Below are 20,784 nucleotides of genomic sequence, written 5' to 3' on the forward strand. Positions count from 1 at the left end.
GAATAACAATCACTTATAAAATTTTGAAGTTTGTTATGGGTATCCAGCGGTTTCTTGTTTTCGTTGTTCTAATCTCTATATCGTGTATGCAGTTGAATGCAGCGCCCCCTGTTGCTCAGCCCGCTAACAATAGCCTTCCTGCAAGCCAGTCTCAGAAATCTCCTGTAAAGAAAAAGTCTCCCGAGTTGGTTAAGCTTGCCAAAGAGGCCGAACAGATCAAGTCAGACTTAATTGAGCTAAATAGAGAACTTTATAATTTTGAAGAACAGTTACTATATCCAACTGAAACCCAGTTGGCTGTTTTTCTATCCCTTGATGCCAAAACTACTTTTACGCTTGATTCAATTGAAGTTCTGTTAGATGACAAATTAGTCGCTACGCATTTGTACAACAAGTCTGAGTTGGCAGCCTTAAAGAAGGGCGGGGTTCAAAAAATCTATCTTGGAAGTTTGGCTGATGGACAGCACAAATTAACAGCCCAGTTTAACGGACAGGGTGCAGATAATAGCTATTTTCGTCGTAAGAAAGCCTTGAAATTCACTAAGGAAAATAAGGCTAAATACATACAGATGGAAGTTATTGAAAGTGCTGGTAAGCGAGAGCCCTTGTTCAAAGTTAAGCAATGGTAGCTGTCATCATGCTTTCTATGTCAGGTAGTATTCTTCAGTTCTCATCTCGTTATGTTGCCTTGCAATGTACCAAACTTTTTAGCTTTGCTCTTGCGTGCCTGACTCTTTCTATTCTGCTATCTGTTCCAACAGTTGTACTTGCCGCCAGCCAAAGCAAAGGCATTCCAGAAGAACTCTACGAGGGCATGGTCAAATTCAAGCTAAATAGCGGTGACGTCTTCAATGCACTGGCGATGATGAACGAGCCTTATATTTCAAAATATCCTGCCGACTATAACGCAGCCTTACATGGTTATAGCATGTCTAACAAAGCGCGTAAGCTGTTAGATATCAATGGCAAGCAAAAAAACAAACTTAGTGATTCTGAGCGATTTACGCTTGGTGAAGTCTACTATAACGATAACGATTGTATTAATGCGCTTAAGTCATTCAAGGGACTAAAGAATAAGCTGTCACTAGATGATAAACAGCGTTGGACTTTTTATAGAGCAAACTGCTTTATAGAGCTCGGTAGCCCACAGAGAGCAGCGAAAGCACTAAGGGATTTGGTCGGAGGAGTCTGGGCTGCTTATGCTTATTACAATCTTGCTATAGCTTATGCTGAAGCGAGCCATGACAAAACTAAAGCGCTCGGCACGCTTTGGATAGCGAGTTCACTGAATAAAGGTAAAAGCGAAGAAGAGTTGGCTTTGGCTGACCGAATTAATCTTGCGTCCGGCTCACTCTATTTGGAGGGGGGAAAGCCAGACCTTGCTTTAGAGTTTTTCAAAAAGGTTCGCCTTGACTCTGACAGTACGGCTGCAGGCTTATACCTGAATGGCTTGGCACATCTGGAGCTTGGTGATTTTCGTGCTGCCACTCAATCCTGGTTTAGTACCAAGACTTACCCTCTTACAAATCAAAGTGTTGCTGAAGCAGCATTGGCCATTCCTTACGCATACGAACGCTCCGGCTATATAAGTCAGGCTCTTGAAGCCTATAAAGAAGCCAGTTCCGGCTTTGAAAACGAATTGAGAACGATTAACAAGCTAGATACGGCGCTTGAAAAACATGGTGCGCATGCAGTGTTGATTGATGGTAGTGAAATTAAGGGGCTGGAGTGGTTTTTGTCAAAAGGTGTTGTTAAGAATACTACACGCGCTGCTTATTACCGTTATTTCGCTCAGGATAGGGATATTCATGACGATATTAAGCTATACACCGAGATGCACAACCTAGTGGTAAATATCGAGTATTGGCAGACTCAATTATCCGTATTTTCTCAGGCCTTGAACTCTAAAAAGAGTAATTTCAGTAAACAAATAAAGCGTTTTAATTCTGTTGAAATTGCTAACCGAATTAATGCTTATGATAAAAAAGTTGGCAAACTTTCCTCAAGTAACTTGATGACGCCAAAGCTTAGTAAGAGCTTGCAGATTGAGGCAATGAAAAACGGTGTAGATACTTTGGCAAGTAGGCTTGGTAAGCTTCAAAGCAAAGTAAATAATGGTCCTAAACTACTTTCAAGCCAGTTATCTGAAAGCGCAGCTCTAGGGCAGCGACTCGCAGCGAAAAAAGTGAAGATAGAGGCTTTGCTAGATAAGTTGGATAGCGAGATTACTAATGTCTGCCGGCAGCATCTTTCTGAGCTAAGAAAGGTGATGATGTCCAATTATGAGAGAGCTGAGCAAGGCTTGGTGCATATTTTCCAGGGTATCGCTGAAAATAAATCGACTAAGCGAAAGAAAAGTAAAGACGGGCGCTATTCTCGATGATGTATTTTATTAAATCGACTAGAAACAACGTTCCTAGGCTTTATTCTTGGGTACTTCTTTTAGCTGTAGGTATGTTTTCAAACACTTCTTATGCTGCTAGTGATGACCCATTTATTTTTGAGTTGAAAAGTGATCTCGAAACCATTGGTGATATCAAACCGAGCTTTATCGTCTACCAAGATAAACCTTTACCCAAGGTCTCAATTAATTACATCTTAAAGCGCTACATAAAATTATTTGAAAACGCTAACTCGCCTAATGTAAAAATTGATGCTTTGAATCGTATTAATAACTTAAGGGAAAAGTACAAACTCGATAGCAAGAAACTTACGATTGATAAAGTTACTCAAAGTCAGGTGGTGCTCGATAGCTATGATCGTATTGTCGATTCAGGTGTATTTTATCAACGCATGGATGAATTGCTTTACCAAACAGCTAAGGCAACAAAATTTATAGGTAATTCTGAAGAATCTATAAAACGACTTAAATTGTTAGTAGGTCTTTACCCAAAGTCTGATCTGGTTGATGAAAGTATGTTCCGAATTGCCGAGACATATTTTGATTTGGGTATGTTTGATAAAGCTGAAGCGCAGTATAAGAAAGTACTGGCTTTTACAAAAGATTCTACCTTCCATCATAGAGCAAACTTTAAGTTAGGTTGGGCTGTTTTTAGACAGGACAGGTTTGCCGACTCAGCAGTTCATGCTAGTAAGGTATTAGATAAGTACCCTGAGCTAAGGAATGCAATCGGGTACGATACCTTGGGCCTCAAGGATCAAGATATTGTTGACGATACCTTCCGACTTTTCTCTACTATGTTTTCTCAAGACAGAAGCGGCGAGAGTATTGAGGTGCTACAACAGAGTATCGGGCATAAGGACTATGCATATTTGCTTTATGACTCCTTATTTCGATTCCACCTAAGATCTGAGCGATTTCGTGATGCGGGTCTCGTAGCCAGGGGCTTTACCGATAACTATCAAATGAATTTTGATGCTTATCGAATGGCACAAAATGAAATACAAACCTATCGTCGTGGTAATTTCGATATTCTAGAATGGGAAGCGAAAGAAAATTTTGTAAAGAATTTCGGTGTTCATAGCCCTTATTGGAAAACGCTTGAACCCTCTCAATTAGAGATTGTCAGACCTTTGCTTGTTGAGGCCCTAGATGAGTTGGCACACCTATATTATGTAAGAATGCAAACGGCTTACGCCAAAGACTCCGAAGTTAAGAGTGAGCCTGCTGAAATTTCAGCTAAAGCGTCAAGCTATTATGTATTTGGTAAGCAGGCTGCAGACTATTACGAAGAGCTGGTTCTCACGCGAGGTCAAGATCGCTATAGCGGTGAGAACCTTTACCTTGCAGCTGAGGCTGCATATAAAATTGGTGATTATCGTCGTGCAATTTCTCTATACGAACGTGCAGCTTATGAAAATGTTAGCCATCCAAAGGCAGTTCAAGCTGGCTATGCTTCAGTTCTGACATATGACGACATCAAAGTTTCAAATAGCGGCAATACCCAAGATCTCGGGCCATCTGATAAGCTACTTCGCAGAGAAGCGATTGAGCGTTTTGCTGCGCATTTTCCTATGGCTAATCAGACGGCAGGATTGTTGAACGACCTAGCAAATGAATATTATCGCGAACTAGACTATATCAATGCAGTAGAAGTTTCTTCCCGAGTTGTACAGTCCAGATCGGCACCTGCTGCGATATTGTATTCTAGTTGGTTGGTTAACGCTCATAGTCATTTCGAGCTAGAAAACTATTCTCTTGCAGAAAAAGCCTATCAAAAACTTGTTACTTATAATAAGAAGTCTGATGTAGAGGTCTTAAGCGAGCGCTTAGCTGCGTCTGTTTACAAGCAAGCAGAGAAAGAAAGTGCGATTGGGAAAAGTGCCGAACTTTATTTGAGAGTCGTCGACCTAGTGCCGGATTCGAGTATTGCTCCTACGGCACTTTTTGATGCGTCGACACAGTTTCTACAAATACAAAATTGGCCGCAGTCCATCGCCACCTTAAACGTTTTCCAAGAGCGTTTTCCTGATAGTGAGTTGTATGAGGATGCCTCAGATAAGCTCGTCTATGCTTACTTGGAGAATGAAGAGCCAATTCCTGCTGCAGAAAAACTAGTCGAGATATCGAATTCTACTGCGGACTTGGCTAAAGCGTCGAACTCACTTTATCGTGCTGCAGAAATTTACTTAGAAAATGACTTTGCCTATGAAGCTGTTGGGCTTTTGGACGGTTTTGTTAAGCGCTATCCCGATCAGTTCGAGTTAAATATTGAGGCATATTTCCAAAGTATTCGCTATTTTGATCGTCGAAAAGAGGACTCTAATGCTAATAAGTGGCGTGCAGCGCTTGTAGAATATGAACAGGATAGGATCTCTCAGCGAAACGGGCGTTCTGCTTATGTTGCAGCAAATGCAGCGCTTAGGCTATTAAACAAAGACATCCTTCAGTTTGAAGCGATTAGCTTAAGCTTACCGCTCAAAAAGTCTTTGGATCAAAAAACACGAAATCTAAAAGCCTTGGTAGCTAAACTCGAAAGCCTTGCCGATTACGAAGTGTCCGAGGTTATTTCAGCGGCTACTTATAAAATCGGAACGATATATAGAACCTTAGCGCAAGATATCATGTCTTCCGAAAGACCCGACAAACTTACAGAGCTTCAGTTAGAGCAATACGACATTCTACTGGAGGAGCAGGCGTACTCATTCGAAGAGCAAGCTTTGGAGATTTATCAGATTAACCTCGATAAGGTTCCTGATGGTGAGTACGATAGATGGATTGCAGCCACCTATGAAGTGTTAGCTGAAATGAATCCAACAGAGTTTGAACGTAAATCAAAGGCGATCTTACATGCTGATGAATATTTCTAAGCCTATGAGTCATATATCTAAGGTAATCCTTGTTATAGGTGCTTTGTATTTTGTCGTAGCTTGTTCAAGTACTAGCAAAAAAATAGAGCCTATCCAGATTGAGAAGCCGGCTAGCGCTATTGTTAAGCCAATCCTCACGGAAGACGATAAAATTGCATACAAGCAAGGTCTAGCTCTTATCAAAGAAAAATCTTACGTTGAAGCAGAAGAGATATTTAAGGGCTTAATTGATAGATATCCGACCCTGGCTGGTGCATACGTTAACCTTGGTTTGATTCGTCATTCAAATAGGCAGTTAGCTGAAGCTGAAGGCTACTATCAGCAAGCACTAGATATTAATCCTAAAAACGTAAACGCTTTGATTCAATTATCTTTGATTAGCCAGGATGAAGGTAAGTTTCAGGACAGTGAACGATTTTTAAAGTCAGCCTTAGCAAAGGATTCAAATCATCCGATGGTTAATTACAATCTCGGGGTACTTTATGAGTTGTACCTACGTGATTACGACCAAGCAATTGAACATTACCAGGCTTATGTTAAAAATGCGGGTGAAGACGACACAAAGACTGTAGAGCGCTGGATAAAAATGCTGGAGCGTAAGTAAATGAATTTGATCAAATTGAGAAGGATTAAAGCAATTTCTTGTCTGATATCTGTCATTTTGTTGCTTATGTCTCCTTTTGCGGTTTCTAAGTCGAATCAAGATGAAAAGAGGGTTGAAACGCTGTCGGAAGTCTCTATTATTGGCAGCTCTGAACTGCCAAATGTAAGTTTTGATCTGCCATGGAAACTACCAACTATAGAGAAGCGTGATGAAGCGTCTCCGCCAAAAAGTATTCCTGGCATTTTAGATAGCATTGAACCTGTCCGGTTCCGACAGCAGATTCATTTTTCAAGGTTTTTGGAAGTCGATTCTCCGTCTTTCAAACCTCGATAGTGTAATGGAAAGCGTAAAACCTTGTAAATTTGTAGGGAATTTATGAGCGTGTCCCGGAATTCCTGGGTTGCTGTCTATACACTTGCAATCACATAGTCGTTCGTCAACAAGGAACGTGAACCTGTTCATACGTATTAAGGTGCAGGTAAAGACATAATGAAAATCAGCATTATAGCTGACGACAAACTCTGTTTTATTTCGTTGATGTTTATTTAGTCATCAACGCCGAACAATTACTTTGAATACAAAAAATAGATGCGGTAGCGATTCTATGAGCATTACGTACTCGTAGTATTTGCAAAACGCTTTAATTAGAACATTAAGGGGCACAAATCATGTTAGATACGATCTTGCGATTTTTTCAGGAAGGTGGGGCGTTTATGTACCCAATCGCAGTCGTTTTAGTAATCGGTTTAGCGATTGCTATTGAGCGTTTTATATATTTAACCGCAGCAAAGAACTCTAATAGAAATGCCTTTGATAAGGGGCTGTTACCGATTCTTAGAAAGCGCGATTACCCAAAAGCGCTAAAGTTTGCTAACGACTCACAGGCTGCTATTGCAGCAATTATGGGTGCGGGTTTAAGTCGTTTATTAAACAATGCTAACCGGGATGAAATTGAGTTCGCTATGGAAGAAGGCTTGATGGAAACACTTCCTCGCCTTGAAAAGCGTACACAGTATTTAGCGACATTAGCTAACGTATCTACCTTGCTTGGTTTGCTGGGTACTATCATTGGTTTGATTGCTGCGTTCACTGCAGTAGCCAATGCCGATCCAGCAGAAAAAGCTTCTCTTCTTTCTCAAAGCATCTCCGTTGCAATGAATACAACTGCTTTTGGTTTGATGGCTGCTATTCCTCTATTGCTTTGCCATGCAGTGCTACAGACTAAGACCAATGAAATTGTCGATAGTTTTGAGATGGCTGGTGTGAAATTACTAAATATGATTTCCGATAAAACTGGTCAGTCCTAGCACTCATCTTTTTTATGAACTCAATTGACAGTAGTTTATTTATTCAAAAGATAGATAACTAACCGGTATTACTAACTAGCGATATATATATGGCACGAAGGAAGCATAGAAAGCTTGTTCAGCAGGCAGAATTGGACATCACTGCGTTCATGAATCTCATGATTGTACTTGTGCCGGTATTGCTATTAAGTATGGTTTTTTCTCAAACAGCAGTATTAGACCTTAATTTTCCAGTACTGGACGATGCGCAACTCCCAGATAATTCCGAAGAATTGCAACTGCAACTAATAATACGTAAAAACAGCCTGACATTGGCTGATACGAAACAGGGTTTAATAAGAAAGATTCAGAGTAGTGAGCAAGGTTACGACTTTGATTCCTTAGTGAAAGTCCTTAAGCAGTTAAAAAACAGGTTCCCTGAGAAGACTGATATCACATTGCTTTTGGGCGAAGAGATAAATTATCAAACTCTTGTTAGTGCCATGGATTTAACTCGCTCTTATGAGACTGTTGTTGCAGCAAGTGTTGTTAATGCAGAGCTTTTCCCCGATATATCTATTGGTGACGCACCCATTTTGGATGTTGAAAGTACTGGTGGGGGGGCGACACCATGAAACTATCCAGAAGAGCGAAGAGGATGCAACGTCATTACCGACGAATGCATAAAACCGGTGGCTTAAACCTTGTGTCACTCATGGATATTTTTACCATTTTAGTTTTCTTTCTGATGGTGAACTCTTCAGATGTAAAAGTACTTCAGCAGGATAAGTCTGTTGAGTTGCCGCTGTCGGTGGCTAAGCAGCAGCCTAAGGAAAATATCGTAATTGCTGTAAGTGGCAGCAATATCCTTGTTCAGGGGCGGGTAGTATCTAGCATTAGTGAGGTTTCAGATGACGGTCTATTTCCTGGCTTAAAGTCAGAGCTGGACTATCAAGCAAGTAAAAATCAGTCTTTGCAGAATGTTCGTGATGGATACCCTGTTACTTTAATCGCAGATAAAAACGTGCCTTATAAGCTGTTAAAAAAGATTATGGCAACTTGTACTGCCGCCAGCTATACCCGGGTTTCCCTGGCTGTATCAAGAAAGCTTGAAGGTAAGGGGTAGGGATGATTTTTCCACAAGACCGCTTAAATCTACCTTGGACGAAAGAAGCTGGTGAAAGTAAACGTTTCAGCAGTATTCTGCTTACCTTGCTCATGGTCTTTTTGGTACTAGCGGTATGGATACCTAATGCATCTGTGCCTGAAAAAGATCGCAAATCACTTGAAAAGCTCCCACCGCAACTAGCAAAGTTAGTGAAGAAAAAAGAGCCACCCAAACCCAAGCCAGTCAAAAAGGAAGAGAAACCTAAAAAGGTTGAAGAAAAGCCTAAAGAAGAAAAACCTAAACCTAAAGAAAAGCCTAAGCCTAAAGAAAAGCCTAAGCCTAAAGAAAAGCCTAAGCCAATTAAAAAGCCGGAGCCGATTAAAAAACCTCTGACTACAAAAGTCAAAAAAGCGAGAGAAGTTGCTAAAAAGTCCGGCTTGTTAGCTTTGCAGTCAGATCTTGCTGAACTTAAGACAGTCGTCGATGTCGCTGCCTTGAAAAAGAAAGTTGCACCAAGTAAGCAGGCGACCATTGCCGCGAAAGCAAGCGGACCTGCTAGTTCAGAAGTGCTCAAGCGCAGTAGTGGGATTTCTACTGAAGCCTTAGCGGCTCCAGCGGAAACCGTTTCACTAAGTGCGCGTGAGAATGAGGTGCTAGATGCAACAGAAGATGAGATATCTTTAGCTCTTGCTGAAGAAGAAGCAGCTTCGGGTATGCTTTCGCGTAGCGAAGAAAATATTCGTCTCGTCGCCGAGTCCTTAAAGTCAGCCTTTAACAAATTATACGTTCGGGAATTGCGAAAAGACCCTTTTCTTGAGGGCTTGTTAATGCTAGAAGTGATAATCGAACCAAGCGGGGAGGTTTCTTTCTGCCGTATCGTAAGTTCCGAGCTTAATCACCCTGTTCTCGAGAATAAAATTGTTAAACGAATGTATTTAGCTGACTTTGGTGTTGAGAATGTAATGCAAACCACCATAAATATCCCATTCCCTTTTCGCCCAAACTAGGTCGTTTGGCAAGGTAAGCGATGAGGGAAAGGAGTGAGCTAGTGTTTATAAAGTGAGACTACTTATTCAGGCATAAAAAAAAGGCACTAGTAGCCGAAAATACTAAGTGCCTTTTAAGGAGAATAAATTATCAGTTCTAACATGCCAATTAAGGAACCTCGTTAGATAGCTGCAAACAGGAAGAAGTTAGCGGCCTGAGTGCTCTTCTTCCTGTTTACCGATGAGGGAATAATACAGGCGAGGGGGGCGTAGTTGAATCGTCCAAAGGGCTTAGTTTGGGCGTAATTACCACTTATTTCACTTTGTTAAAGTAAATTCTAGGACTAAAGCGCCGTTATTCAGTCCCAACTAAGCCCCTCTTTGTTGCAGAGCACCTCAATTTAAGTGTTAAATAGATTAACGTAATCGTTAAAATGACAGCTGTTTGTCAAAATCACCCTTTAATGCTTCTCGATATAAACTATGCCCAAAAAAACAATTAGTTCCCGGAAAGGACGTTTTATCAAATTAGCTGGAATGACAGCCTCTGTAGCCGGTCGTTATGCCTCTGACCGGGTCAAGTCGGTTTTTAAATCTGATGATAATGCTGCCTTAAGTAAACGCGAAACCTATTCTAAAATGGCTGGTGATGTCGTTGATACTTTAGGTGAGCTTAAGGGGGCTGTGATGAAAATCGGACAGATCGCATCACAAACTCAAGATTTATTGCCCAAAGAGTTTTCAGAAGCATTAGTAAAACTCCAGAAAGAAGCGCCCCCAGTTGAATTTAGTATAATTAAGGCTCAGATTGAGCTCCAGTTAGGCGCGCCTTTGGATGAGCTTTACAGTCGTTTTGATGAAGAGCCGCATGCCGCTGCTTCAATTGGGCAGGTTCATCGTGCCTGTACTAAGCAAGGGCAAGAAGTTGTCGTCAAAGTTCAGTATCCAGGGGTTGCTGAGTCATGCGACTCTGATTTAAAGCAGTTGAGGTTAGCGCTTAAGCTAGGTGGCTTGCTGAAGATGCCAAAAGAAAGTGTAGACGCTCTATTTGCCGAGATTAGGGATCGTTTACATGAGGAGCTCGATTATAATAATGAGGCTGCAAATATTGCGATGTTTCAAAGTTTTCATGATAAGCATCCAAAGATACTCATTCCATCGGTTATCGAAGACTTATCAAATAGGCATATTCTAACGATGGAATACCTACCAGGAGACGATATACAAGCACTAAAGCGTGAGCAGTATACTCAGGATCAGATCAATCAACTCGGCGAAAGACTATTTGAAGTTATGGCTGAGCAGCTATTTGACTTCAAACAGATTCATGGCGACCCGCACCCCGGTAATTTTGCTTTTCGAAAAGACGGTTCAGTTATTGTTTATGATTTTGGTTGTATTAAAACGCTTAAGCATGAAGTTTTAGCAGCCTATAAAGATGCGATTGTTGCTAGTTTGGCGGAAGATTATGATGCGCTAGATGATGCGCTTATTAGATTAGGTGCGCGGGTCGAGAGTAAACCTTCACCAGGTTCAGACTACTACAAAGTTTGGCGGAATATTTTATTTGAGCCCTTTCTGACAAATGACGACTATGACTATGAATCTGCTTCTTTGCATATCGAAGCGGCCAAACAAACTCATTTGTTCTTTAAACATATGTCGCACTTTAGCCCGCCGGTTGAAAGCTTATATATTGACCGGATGATAAGTGGTCAGTACTGGATACTCAAAAGTATGGGGGTTAAGGCGGAATTCCGTTCTAAGTTGGCCCCTTATCTGCAAGGCTGATTAAGCTATGCTTCACTGAGTATTTGTTTAGCAATAATAATGCGCTGTATTTCACTGGAACCTTCGTAGATTGTTGTTACGCGTGCATCACGAGTAAGACGCTCTATAGGATAATCTTTAATATAGCCATTGCCTCCTAACAACTGCAGTGCTGTATAACAAGCTTTGTTGGCGGCTTCTGTTGAAAATAGCTTGGCCATTGATGCCTGTTTTGAAAACGGCGCGCCAGAATCTTTTGTGTAGGCCGCGCTCATAAGGAGCAAACGTGCAGCTTCTAGTTCTGTGTAGGTGTCCGCTAACATCCACTGGATACCTTGAAAGTTCGCGATTGCCTTGCCAAATTGCTCACGTTCTTTTGTGTATATCGTTGCATAGTCGATGGCTGCCTGAGCAATACCAAGTGCTAATGAGCCGACGCCTATTCTGCCGCCGGCCAGTTCGCCAACGGCGACACGATAGCCTTTGTTTAGATCACCCAAAAGTGCACTGTCATCAATGTTGCAGTTATCGAAACTAAGCTGACAAGTAGAAGAGGCTTTTTGTCCCATCTTTTGTTCGGGTTTTCCTATTATTAGGCCGGGAGTCCCCGCCTCGACAAGGAAACAAGAAATGCCTTTTCCTTTTGCCGCACTCTTATCCGTCAGAGCCCAGACAACAAATACGCCAGCATATTCTGCGCTGGTAATGAATTGCTTGCTGCCATTTAGCGCCCAGCCCGAAGCTGTTTTAGTAGCGGAACATTTCATTGATGAAGGGTCCGAACCGGCCTGAGACTCAGTCAAGCAGAATGCTCCGGCAGAATATTCACCAGAGCAAAGTTTTGGTAGATAAGAATGTTTCTGTTGTGTGCTGCCAACAGCCTGGATAACCTCAGCAACCATGTTTGTTACCGATGTTGTAACTGCTGTCGAAGCGCAAGCCTTGGCTATTTCAGTGATGGCCAAACTAAAGGAAACGGTACCGGCATTGGTACCGCCGTATTCACTCGAGATATTGAGCCCCATAAAACCGAGCTCAGCCAGTTTCTTTAGATTCTTAACAAAGGTTTCCTGTGCCTCCCCCATATCAAGCTTATCGGCGATAGGCATCAGTTCAGAGCTGGCAAATTTACGTGCCATACTCTGAATCATAATTTGCTCCTCGTTCAGTGATAAGTCCATATGGGTTCCTCTTTTAGTGAGTTAGTGTTTGTATAATAGCGGACTATTTAGCAGCTAGGTCACGTGTAACGACTTTATGATGTTCCCAAAATGCCGCGCTTGGTATTATTTTGCTGCCAAACGGACAGCGGAATCAATACGTATCACTTCACCGTTAAGTATTGGGTTCTCAACAATATCACGCACTAGCCTACCAAACTCATCGGGTTTACCTAGTCTAGATGGAAAGGGTAATGTTGCAGCAAGGCTGTCTTGTACTTCTTGAGAAAATGATTCCATCATAGGCGTTAGGAAGAGGCCGGGTGCGATCGCTAATACGCGAATGCCAAACTTTGCGAGCTCACGTGCAGCGGGAAGGGTCATTGATACGATCCCTCCCTTCGAGGCAGAATAGGCAGCTTGACCAATTTGACCTTCATAAGCCGCTACTGAGGCTGTTGAAATGATTACGCCTCGCTCACCGTCTGCGTTTTCTTCTCGGCTTTGCATGTCTGCTGCCGCCAGCCTTAGTACATTAAATGAGCCAACAAGGTTTACTTGAATTACGGTATTAAAAAAGTCTAAAGACATTGGGCCGTCACGCCCAAGAATACGTCCTGGATTGCCAATGCCGGCGCAGTTAACAGCTATACCGCAGGGCCCGTGAGTTTCGCGTGCTTTATTGATAGCTGCTTCAACGCTTTCAGCACTTGTTACATCGCATTCAATTGCAATGCCACCTATTTCTTCAGCAAGGGTTTGCGCTTTTTCGATTTGTAAGTCAAGAATCGCGACCTTGGCGCCGTAACTTGCAAGATAGAGTGCAGTGCCTTTTCCAAGACCTGATGCACCGCCAGTTACAATTGCGGGTGTACCTTTAATGTCCATTGAATTTACCTATAAGAAAAACTAAAAGTTTGATCGAAGACTGTGCGCCGGGCAAGAGCAAATCAGGATATGGTTTGACAAAATAGGACGAAAACTAGCTAAATGATACATATACTATGTATAAACTTTACCTAAGCGGACGATATGGACAAGCGAAATTCAATTTCACTGTACTATGTACATGCACTTCTGCAGGGTGCCTTGAGGGCCCGAGTCGATGTAAGCAAGGTGATGAGTGATTGCGGTCTTAGTTCAGGTATTCTCTCTGTCAGCTGCTATGGGGGGAGCGATCGTATTTCATCTGAGCGAGTATCAACACTAATTCGTTCTATCTGGCGACTAATGGATGATGAGTTCATGGGCTTTACCGATCAGCCCTGTAAACAAGGTGTTTTTGCCATCGTAGCTAAACAAATGATAAGGGAGCAAACTATTGGTGAAAGCATAAGGCGGGCAAGCTTGCTCTACAGTACCTTTAGAAACGATATCGTGCTGCAACTTGAAAATACTACGGAGGGAGCTCGTCTTATTTTTCAGCCTGTACGGCCCGAGTTGGATACTGCCAATTTCCTCGTAGAGTTTTTTTTATTGGTTTGGCATCGCTTTGCAAGCTGGCTTGTTACTGAACGATTACCTTTAAAATATGTTAGCTTGAGTTACCAGAGTCCACCGCATGTTGCGGAGTATAGTTTGCTCTTTCCTTGTCACTGTAGGTTTGGTGAAACGCAAAACGCACTAGTCTTCGAATCAGCTCTTATGGATTTGCCTATTAAACAGGGCCAGAAAGAGTTGAATACTTTTTTACAAAATTCGCCAACCGATTTGCTGTCAAAGCCGGACTTTCAACGAAGTTTTAGTACTCAAGTAATGAATATGATTGTTGATGATACGATGCAGTTTAAGAAGCTTGATGATTTGGCCAGTGAACTCAATATGAGCCCAAGAAATTTAAGGCGTGTCTTGGAAAAAGAAAACACTAGCTACCAACAAATTAAGCAAAAACTACGATGTGAAAAAGCGCTAAGCCTGCTAAATGATAGTAATCGATCAATAAGCGAGATAGGGTTGGAATTAGGCTTTGATGAAGCCTCGGTATTTTCTAGAGCGTTTAAAACCTGGATGGGCTTATCACCGCGTGCCTATCGTGATAAACACTCGATTGGAAGTGCTTGAGAAGAGTTAACCGGCTTCTTTTGTTTGCTGGTTATAAAGGCTTTCAATTCTTGAAAGAGCATTATCTGTCTTGCGGCAGTATTCTTTGCTGTCTTTTGCGTAGCTGAAAACAACACTGATTCGGTAAAAATGCCGAACTTTCACACACTCGGTGACGATGCCCCCAACCTTGGAAAGTGAAATATACTTACCTCTAAAGTTAATTAGAATGCGTTCTTTGGCCTTAAAGGGACGACGCGACCTGATCGCCATACCATAGCGATTGATATCGAGGCATTTAACTTCCTGTGAGGAGCTGAAGAATTTTCTTAAGCCGACAGGTTGTATTGATATTCGTAAATCAGGCGCTTTATGGCGTCTTTTAATGCGGCGCTCTGCCCAATTTATGAGTTTAATTTTATGCATAGGTATAAAATGGTATGGGGTTAGGTCGAATCAGGAGAGGGATATTAAACGCTAAACACCCAACAAATCAACTTTCAACTGACAGCTGTTCTTATAGTAAATGAATATAGGTTAAATTGTTGGTAAAAATTAGTCTTGTTAAGCCAGTCTGTTTTGTTAATATCGTTTAGATACTTTGAACTAATGCTTTGCATGTAATCATTTTCATAATATTTAAGGGCTCACATTGAAACCGCTATCTACGAAACAATTATACAAAACATGTGATGATGCTGACTTGGGCTTTTCCAGTACTAAAGCTCTGCCGCCATTAAATGAATTTGTAGGTCAGGACCGTGCACAGGAAGCTGTCCGCTTTGCGATGTCAATGCCTGACTCTGGTTACAATGTGTATGCAATTGGCCGCAATGGCTTGGGCAAGCGTACGATGATCTTGCGTTTTCTAGATCATCACCGTAAAGAAAATAGAGAGTTATACGATTGGTGCTACGTTGCTAACTTCGATGAGCCTAGATCACCCAAAGTACTTAAGTTACCGGTTGGCATGGGCGCTAATTTAAAAAAGGATGTCGAAAAGCTTATGACCCGTTTGGTCAAAGGCATTCCTCAGGCTTTCGAGAATGATCAGTACTTTCAGCGCTCAGAAGCACTCAAGCTAGAATACGCTGAAAAGCAAGAAGCGGCATTAGAGAAAGTCGCTAAGCAAGCGAAGCGAAAAAAGGTAAAGCTATCTTTGACAACCCCTGGTGGATACCGTCTCACTGCAATGAATGGTGAAGATGTACATACAGTCGAAAGCTTTGAAGCACTTGCGGAAGATGAGAAAGATCAGTTTGATGATGTAATCACTAAGCTTGAATTAAAGCTAAGAGGGGTGATTAGAAAAATAGCAAACTGGGAACAGGAGTTTGTAGATAAGCAGCAAGCGCTCAATGAAGAGGTTGTACTGGGCGTTACACAGCACCTGGTTGAGTCACTTGCTCACAAATATCATAAGCACTCTTTAGTAATTGATTATTTGAATGATATACAAAATGATATCGTCAATAACTTAGATATTTTTCTCGAAGACAGCGAAGAGCAGGGCGCTATGTCCAATGCAACGCTTGAGAAGAAACTACCTCGTAGATATCAGGTTAATGTACTGGTTCAGCACAAGGACTCTAAAGAGCCTGTTATCGTTGAAGAAAACCCAAACTATCACACGATGTTTGGTTATGTGGAGCATGTGACCTACAAAGGCACGGTGTTTACCGACTACTCCTTAATTCGCTCGGGTTGCTTACATCGTGCCAACGGTGGCTACCTGTTGATTGATGCGGCGAAGGTGCTTGAACAACCTTTTGTGTGGGACGGGATCAAGCGAGCCCTGCGTTCCAAGGAACTGCAAATCAATTCCCTGGAAAGAGAAGTGACTTTGTCTGGAACGATTTCTTTGGAACCGGAACCGATTCCATTAGATGTTAAGATTATTCTCTTTGGTGACCTCGAAACTTATCTATTGCTTCAGAATTACGACCCTGAGTTTGAAGAACTGTTTAAAGTGACAGCGGACTTCGAAAACGAAATGAATCGTACGCCTGAATCACAGATGCTTTACGCAAAATTCATTTCTAGTCTCGTACACGAAAAAGGCTTTCTTCACTGTGACAAGAAAGCGGTGGCTCGGGTAATTGAGTTTAGCTCCCGCCAGGCTGAAAATCAGAATAAGTTGTCACTTCACGCCTCTGAAATATCTAATTTGCTGCGAGAGTCAAACTACTGGGCGCGTGAGCAACGTTCAACAATGATCAGACAGTCTCACGTAGAGCGCGCTTTAGAAAGTGCCGAACACCGCAATGGGCGAATCAAAGATCAACTGTTTGATACGATAAGAGATGGCTCTACTTTGCTATCCGTTAGCGGTTCGGTTGTTGGGCAGATCAATGCACTGTCAGTGTACTCCACGGCGGGTTCGGAGTTCGGAATGCCAAACCGTGTTACTGCAAATTGTTATTTTGGTGATGGTGATATCACAGATATCGAGCATCATGCCAAGTTGGGCGGCAATATCCATACTAAGGGGATTTTGATCCTATCGTCTTATTTGTCATCCTTATTTGCAAAAGATGATCTGATGCCTCTATCTGCAAGTATTGCTTTTGAACAGTCTTACGGTGAGGTTGATGGCGATAGCGCGTCGATGGCCGAGTTCTGCGCCTTAATTTCTTCACTTGCTGATGTGCCAATTCTTCAGCACTTCGCAGTGACCGGCTCAGTGAATCAGTTTGGTGAAGTTCAGCCAATTGGTGGCGCAAATGAGAAAATAGAAGGCTTTCTCGATGCTTGTGAGTTAATCGGCAGTGATCAGAAGCAAGCGGTTATTATCCCTAAAAGCAATATTGCCAATCTTATGTTAAGCCAGAAGGTGATTAATGCCGTTAAGAAAAAGCGCTTTAATATCTATGCAGTAACGCATGTTAATGAAGCATTGGAATTGCTAACGGGTTTAAAGACGGGAACGCTTAAAGACGGTATGTACGAGGATGGCAGCATCTTCGGCAAAGTGCACGAGAAGATGGCCAGCTTACGTGAGAAAGAAGAGAGTAAAGATAGCGAAGAAAAGGGTGCTCATGAGAAAAACGCTTAAGCGACTAAAGCGAACAGGTTTTACACTCCTTATAGTGACTTGTGCTAATGTCTTTGCGGATGACTTGCTCTCAGAAAAGCTAATGACCGACGACGTGGTGCTTGAGGGGGTATTTGCACAGGGCGGTTTGTTAAAAGGTAATGTTAAGCCTTCGTACGACGTAAAACTGAATGAACGCGAAATTCGGCTTACGCGAGAAGGGGATTTTATTATTGGCTTTGGTCGCGATGCTGCGCCGGAGCACAAATTAACATTCAGCGCTCCTAATGGTGAACGTCATTCTCTAATTATTGATGTGAAGCAAAGGACTTATCCGACTCAAAGTATTAAAGGTGTTCCTCAAAAAACCGTGACACCCAGTAAGGATAAACTAGCCCGTATAAAACGCGAAACGGCGCTGGTTAAAAATGCTCGTAAAACTGATTCCAGCTTGCTTTACTTTTTGGATGACTTTACGGCACCTATGAGGGCGCCTATTACTGGTGTCTACGGTAGTCAACGGATTTACAACGGTACACCAAAGCGCCCACATTATGGTGTTGATTATGCTGGGCCAGTTGGGGCGCCAGTTTATGCTCCTGCTAGCGGTAAAGTTACGCTGGTCCATGAAGACATGTTTTACTCCGGTGGCACTTTAATTGTTGACCATGGTTATGGACTATCTTCAACCTTTATTCATCTAAGTGAAGTTGTCGTAAAAGAAGGTGAAGATATTGTGGCAGGCCAGGAAATTGCCAAAGTAGGGGCTGGAGGTCGTTCTACAGGTCCGCACCTTGATTGGCGTGTTAATTGGTATGGTACGAGAATTGACCCTCAGCTGGTTCTTTTGATAGCTGGTGATAAGTAAACTTAAAGCGATGGCATTCTTGCTGCAAGATGGTCATCGCATTCCATTCCATTATTACATTTACTTACCTAGTAAACTCAAACCGCATATACGAAGTACATTTCCGTTAAGCGCATTAGCATCGGGGCGGCTGAAAAAGCTCACTCCCTCTGCGATATCTAGCGGCAAGCCACCCTGTGATAATGCATTCATACGTCGCCCTAGTTCACGAGTCAATAAAGGGATTCGCTGGGTCATATCAGTTTCTATAAAGCCAGGTGCAATGGCGTTAATAGTTAGCCCCTGAAGGCCCTGGTCGGCGGTGTGTTGGCTCATCGCTTCAACATAAGAGGCTATTCCGGCTTTAGAGCAGGCGTAATTACTTTGTCCGAAGTTACCTGCAATCCCGGAAATAGAAGATATACAGATGATGCGTGCATTGTTAGCAAGTAGCTTCTTTTCTATTAGCGCACGATTGATATCCAGCACCCTGGACAAGTTGATGTTTATCACTTGATCCCAAAAGTGCTCTGGCATGTTAGCAATAGTCTTGTCGCGAGTAATGCCAGCGTTATGAACAATGATATCTATTACGCCGAGTTGCGCACCAATAGTATTGCATATAGAGTCGACCGAGCTTTCTGCGCTTAAATCCAATGCAACACTGTGTCCAGAAATCTCTTTAGCGAGAGCTTGTGTAGCACTTTCATTGGCAGGTATATCCAGGCAGACGACTGTTGCACCATCGCGCGCTAATGTTTTTGCGGTGTGATAGCCAATCCCCTGAGCAGCTCCAGTTACAAGAGCAGTTTTGCCGAGTAGTGGCTTAGCCTGGTCTGTTCTTTTCTGCTTGGTTGCTTTGTTGCAAAGCTGAATAGATTGTCCGCTTATGTAGGCTGACTTGGGCGAAAGGAAAAACCTGAGAGAGCTGTCTAGATATTTCTGAGCGCCTTTTTCCAGGTAAATAACATTGCTGGTGATCCCTTTTTTACCACACTCTTTAGCTAGCGATTTTGCAAACCCTATTAAGGAGCCTTGCAAAGAAGCGCTTTCCGGTGATTCAAGTTGCGAAGGTGATTGCCCAATAATGACAAAGCGTCCATTAATACTAATTTTCTTAACGGAACGAGTAAAGACGCTGTACAATTGCTTCAGTTCTTGGCTTGTTTTTATTCCCGTCGCATCAAAAACTAAAGCTTTAAACTTTTGATCTTCAAGGTTGTCGATCTGAATTTCTGTACATTTAGCTTTATAACTCGTAGGTGCGGCCGATAAGTTTAGTGTCTCGGTATTAGAGCGTGCACTAAACAGGGTAATGTTGTCGGAGTCGAGAGCCTTAAATACACTATTAGTCGCAAAATTATGCTTAGTCGCGGCAAGCAGGATTTTACCGCTAATATTATATAAGCTTTCATGTTCGCTACGAGCAAGATTAAGAGGTTTGGGCAAGTTCAAAGCTTGGATGATTGGCTGTGTATACTGAGAGTTCGCAAGCTTTAGATATAGATCACTCATGTCGACTTTTTACCCTTTAAAAAATAACAATAGAGCCTCGTGCGCGGCATGCGCTAGTGTAACGCAAACTATTATAATATCTTACAAAAAATCTATTTTTCTTGAGATAACGTTTTATGACGACACATGACAATTCCTTGAATAACGCTGACCAATATGCGCAGCAGTGGATAAATGATCTGCGCAAGCGCAATAGCCTGCTTAACGGTACGTGGATAGTCACTCTTATCATGGCCTTGGCTTTCGGGCTCTCAGCATTTTATTTTTATCACCAGGGTCAAACTGCACTCCTGGACAGCGTCTTATCTAAGCAAGAAATAGGTAAGCTCGAACTTCAGCTTAAAAATCAGCAAGCCAAAATGTCTACGTCTGGACAATCTCTTGCTGAAACCAAAGCTGAGCACGAGCGTTTGACAAGAGAAAACCAGGCTCAGCAGGAAAAAATACAGGAGTCGGAGGGTGCGCTTGCGGTCAATCAGGATATTATCGACAACCTGAATTCACAACTCGCTTTGCTTAAAGAGGAAAACGAGGCCCTAGCAGCATCCTTGAGTCAGGTTAGGGCGTCTTTGTTGAGTGGCGCAAGCAATAGCGAAGTGCTGGCCGGAGAAAATTCAAGATTAAGCGATGAAATCAAGGTATTAAATAAGAAGTTAAAAGATAGAAAAGGCGCTTATCTTGCGGTTGTAAAACGTCAAAAAGAGACACGCTCAGAGATTGATTATCTTGCATCGAACAACGATAAACTCAATCAGGAGCTAGAGTCTAAGGAGCAGCGGATTACTTCGCTACAAACACAGATTTCACAGTTAAGCGCTTCGAAGACATCTTTGACGGAAGAACTTACCACTGTTAAAAGCGACTATAGCTTACTCGAAGATAAACTTGCTAGCCTTATGGCGCCGATAGGTCCAGCTAGTAACCCTACTGCTTCTAAACCAGCGTTAAGCAACACGCTAAGCGCGCCAAGCAATAGCGCCCAAGGAGCAAACGCTACGGCAAGTGGCTTTGATGGCTTGGAAGAAATTAAGATACAGAAGCCGCGTGTACTTATGCCAATTCCTTCTACTAGCGCCCCCGCCAAAGATAAGGCCACTGAAAAAGCTAAAGCTTCTACCTTTGACTATGACAAAATAGCTATTCCATAAAGAGACTGTGTATTA

The 20,784-nt window shown here is 42.4% G+C and carries 18 protein-coding genes; 14 read left to right on the top strand and 4 right to left on the bottom strand.

What is annotated here, in order from left to right; genetic code table 11:
• Positions 1–92: 92 nt before the first annotated feature.
• The 10 genes from A3729_RS25660 to A3729_RS25705 all read left to right on the top strand — a co-directional run bounded on the left by A3729_RS25660 (position 93) and on the right by A3729_RS25705 (position 11,046).
• Positions 93–629: an AraC family transcriptional regulator gene (locus A3729_RS25660; protein WP_156498140.1), complete on the top strand. Its 537-nt coding sequence runs from the start codon at positions 93–95 to the stop codon at positions 627–629.
• A complete protein-coding gene (locus tag A3729_RS25665) occupies positions 623–2,383 on the top strand; it encodes a lipopolysaccharide assembly protein LapB (RefSeq protein WP_068512669.1) in 1,761 nt (586 codons plus the stop codon). The genes A3729_RS25660 and A3729_RS25665 overlap by 7 nt, the downstream gene beginning before the upstream one ends.
• 71 nt (positions 2,384–2,454) lie before the next feature.
• Entirely contained in the window at positions 2,455–5,271 is a 2,817-nt protein-coding gene (locus A3729_RS25670) for a tol-pal system YbgF family protein (RefSeq protein ID WP_068512667.1), read from the top strand.
• Positions 5,252–5,875: a tetratricopeptide repeat protein gene (locus A3729_RS25675; protein ID WP_068512665.1), complete on the top strand. Its 624-nt coding sequence runs from the start codon at positions 5,252–5,254 to the stop codon at positions 5,873–5,875. The genes A3729_RS25670 and A3729_RS25675 overlap by 20 nt, the downstream gene beginning before the upstream one ends.
• A complete protein-coding gene (locus tag A3729_RS25680) occupies positions 5,876–6,208 on the top strand; it encodes a hypothetical protein (protein ID WP_068506862.1) in 333 nt (110 codons plus the stop codon).
• A gap of 335 nt (positions 6,209–6,543) precedes the next feature.
• A complete protein-coding gene (locus A3729_RS25685) occupies positions 6,544–7,182 on the top strand; it encodes a MotA/TolQ/ExbB proton channel family protein (RefSeq protein WP_068512663.1) in 639 nt (212 codons plus the stop codon).
• An 89-nt stretch (positions 7,183–7,271) separates the two neighbouring features.
• Entirely contained in the window at positions 7,272–7,796 is a 525-nt protein-coding gene (locus A3729_RS25690) for a biopolymer transporter ExbD (protein ID WP_068512655.1), read from the top strand.
• The gene (locus A3729_RS25695; RefSeq protein ID WP_068509548.1) at positions 7,793–8,287 is read left to right on the top strand and encodes a biopolymer transporter ExbD; all 495 of its coding nucleotides are present in this window, start codon (positions 7,793–7,795) and stop codon (positions 8,285–8,287) included. Before A3729_RS25690 ends, A3729_RS25695 begins: the two co-directional genes overlap by 4 nt.
• A gap of 2 nt (positions 8,288–8,289) precedes the next feature.
• The gene (locus A3729_RS25700; RefSeq protein ID WP_068512652.1) at positions 8,290–9,276 is read left to right on the top strand and encodes an AgmX/PglI C-terminal domain-containing protein; all 987 of its coding nucleotides are present in this window, start codon (positions 8,290–8,292) and stop codon (positions 9,274–9,276) included.
• Between the two features lie 462 nt (positions 9,277–9,738).
• The gene (locus tag A3729_RS25705; RefSeq protein WP_068512650.1) at positions 9,739–11,046 is read left to right on the top strand and encodes an AarF/ABC1/UbiB kinase family protein; all 1,308 of its coding nucleotides are present in this window, start codon (positions 9,739–9,741) and stop codon (positions 11,044–11,046) included.
• 5 nt (positions 11,047–11,051) lie between these two features.
• Here A3729_RS25705 and A3729_RS25710 read toward each other — a convergent pair whose 3' ends face one another.
• Both A3729_RS25710 and A3729_RS25715 read right to left on the bottom strand, forming a co-directional pair.
• A complete protein-coding gene (locus A3729_RS25710; RefSeq protein ID WP_068512646.1) occupies positions 11,052–12,206 on the bottom strand; it encodes an acyl-CoA dehydrogenase family protein in 1,155 nt (384 codons plus the stop codon).
• A 105-nt stretch (positions 12,207–12,311) separates the two neighbouring features.
• Complete coding sequence (locus A3729_RS25715) at positions 12,312–13,073, bottom strand: SDR family NAD(P)-dependent oxidoreductase (protein WP_068512644.1); 762 nt, start codon at positions 13,071–13,073, stop codon at positions 12,312–12,314.
• A 144-nt stretch (positions 13,074–13,217) separates the two neighbouring features.
• Here A3729_RS25715 and A3729_RS25720 point away from each other — a divergent pair, with 144 nt between their 5' ends.
• The gene (locus A3729_RS25720) at positions 13,218–14,246 is read left to right on the top strand and encodes an AraC family transcriptional regulator (RefSeq protein WP_068512642.1); all 1,029 of its coding nucleotides are present in this window, start codon (positions 13,218–13,220) and stop codon (positions 14,244–14,246) included.
• Positions 14,247–14,252: 6 nt separating this feature from the next.
• Here the strand turns inward: A3729_RS25720 and A3729_RS31875 are convergent, their stop codons facing one another.
• Entirely contained in the window at positions 14,253–14,651 is a 399-nt protein-coding gene (locus tag A3729_RS31875) for a hypothetical protein (protein WP_068510814.1), read from the bottom strand.
• 226 nt (positions 14,652–14,877) lie between these two features.
• Here A3729_RS31875 and A3729_RS25730 point away from each other — a divergent pair, with 226 nt between their 5' ends.
• A complete protein-coding gene (locus A3729_RS25730) occupies positions 14,878–17,280 on the top strand; it encodes a Lon protease family protein (protein WP_068510812.1) in 2,403 nt (800 codons plus the stop codon).
• Positions 17,264–18,127, top strand: coding sequence for a M23 family metallopeptidase (locus A3729_RS25735; protein ID WP_082880459.1), 864 nt, complete (start codon positions 17,264–17,266; stop codon positions 18,125–18,127). The genes A3729_RS25730 and A3729_RS25735 overlap by 17 nt, the downstream gene beginning before the upstream one ends.
• A 60-nt stretch (positions 18,128–18,187) precedes the next feature.
• Here A3729_RS25735 and A3729_RS25740 read toward each other — a convergent pair whose 3' ends face one another.
• On the bottom strand, positions 18,188–19,621 hold the full coding sequence (locus A3729_RS25740; RefSeq protein WP_068510809.1) for a 3-oxoacyl-ACP reductase: 1,434 nt from the start codon (positions 19,619–19,621) through the stop codon (positions 18,188–18,190).
• A 116-nt stretch (positions 19,622–19,737) separates the two neighbouring features.
• Between A3729_RS25740 and A3729_RS25745 the strand changes: the two genes are divergently transcribed.
• Entirely contained in the window at positions 19,738–20,769 is a 1,032-nt protein-coding gene (locus A3729_RS25745; protein ID WP_068510807.1) for a hypothetical protein, read from the top strand.
• The last annotated feature ends 15 nt before the right edge of the window (positions 20,770–20,784 follow it).

Source organism: Oleiphilus sp. HI0043, from assembly GCF_001634935.1.

Bases quoted from the DNA above. Each gene is read 5' to 3' on its own strand.
- A3729_RS25665 (WP_068512669.1), top strand. From the start codon at position 623: ATGGTAGCTGTCATCATGCTTTCTATGTCAGGTAGTATTCTTCAGTTC.
- A3729_RS25670 (WP_068512667.1), top strand. From the start codon at position 2,455: ATGTTTTCAAACACTTCTTATGCTGCTAGTGATGACCCATTTATTTTT.
- A3729_RS25675 (WP_068512665.1), top strand. From the start codon at position 5,252: ATGCTGATGAATATTTCTAAGCCTATGAGTCATATATCTAAGGTAATC.
- A3729_RS25680 (WP_068506862.1), top strand. From the start codon at position 5,876: ATGAATTTGATCAAATTGAGAAGGATTAAAGCAATTTCTTGTCTGATA.
- A3729_RS25685 (WP_068512663.1), top strand. From the start codon at position 6,544: ATGTTAGATACGATCTTGCGATTTTTTCAGGAAGGTGGGGCGTTTATG.
- A3729_RS25690 (WP_068512655.1), top strand. From the start codon at position 7,272: ATGGCACGAAGGAAGCATAGAAAGCTTGTTCAGCAGGCAGAATTGGAC.
- A3729_RS25695 (WP_068509548.1), top strand. From the start codon at position 7,793: ATGAAACTATCCAGAAGAGCGAAGAGGATGCAACGTCATTACCGACGA.
- A3729_RS25700 (WP_068512652.1), top strand. From the start codon at position 8,290: ATGATTTTTCCACAAGACCGCTTAAATCTACCTTGGACGAAAGAAGCT.
- A3729_RS25705 (WP_068512650.1), top strand. From the start codon at position 9,739: ATGCCCAAAAAAACAATTAGTTCCCGGAAAGGACGTTTTATCAAATTA.
- A3729_RS25710 (WP_068512646.1), bottom strand. From the start codon at position 12,206: ATGGACTTATCACTGAACGAGGAGCAAATTATGATTCAGAGTATGGCA.
- A3729_RS25715 (WP_068512644.1), bottom strand. From the start codon at position 13,073: ATGGACATTAAAGGTACACCCGCAATTGTAACTGGCGGTGCATCAGGT.
- A3729_RS25720 (WP_068512642.1), top strand. From the start codon at position 13,218: ATGGACAAGCGAAATTCAATTTCACTGTACTATGTACATGCACTTCTG.
- A3729_RS31875 (WP_068510814.1), bottom strand. From the start codon at position 14,651: ATGCATAAAATTAAACTCATAAATTGGGCAGAGCGCCGCATTAAAAGA.
- A3729_RS25735 (WP_082880459.1), top strand. From the start codon at position 17,264: ATGAGAAAAACGCTTAAGCGACTAAAGCGAACAGGTTTTACACTCCTT.
- A3729_RS25740 (WP_068510809.1), bottom strand. From the start codon at position 19,621: ATGAGTGATCTATATCTAAAGCTTGCGAACTCTCAGTATACACAGCCA.
- A3729_RS25745 (WP_068510807.1), top strand. From the start codon at position 19,738: ATGACGACACATGACAATTCCTTGAATAACGCTGACCAATATGCGCAG.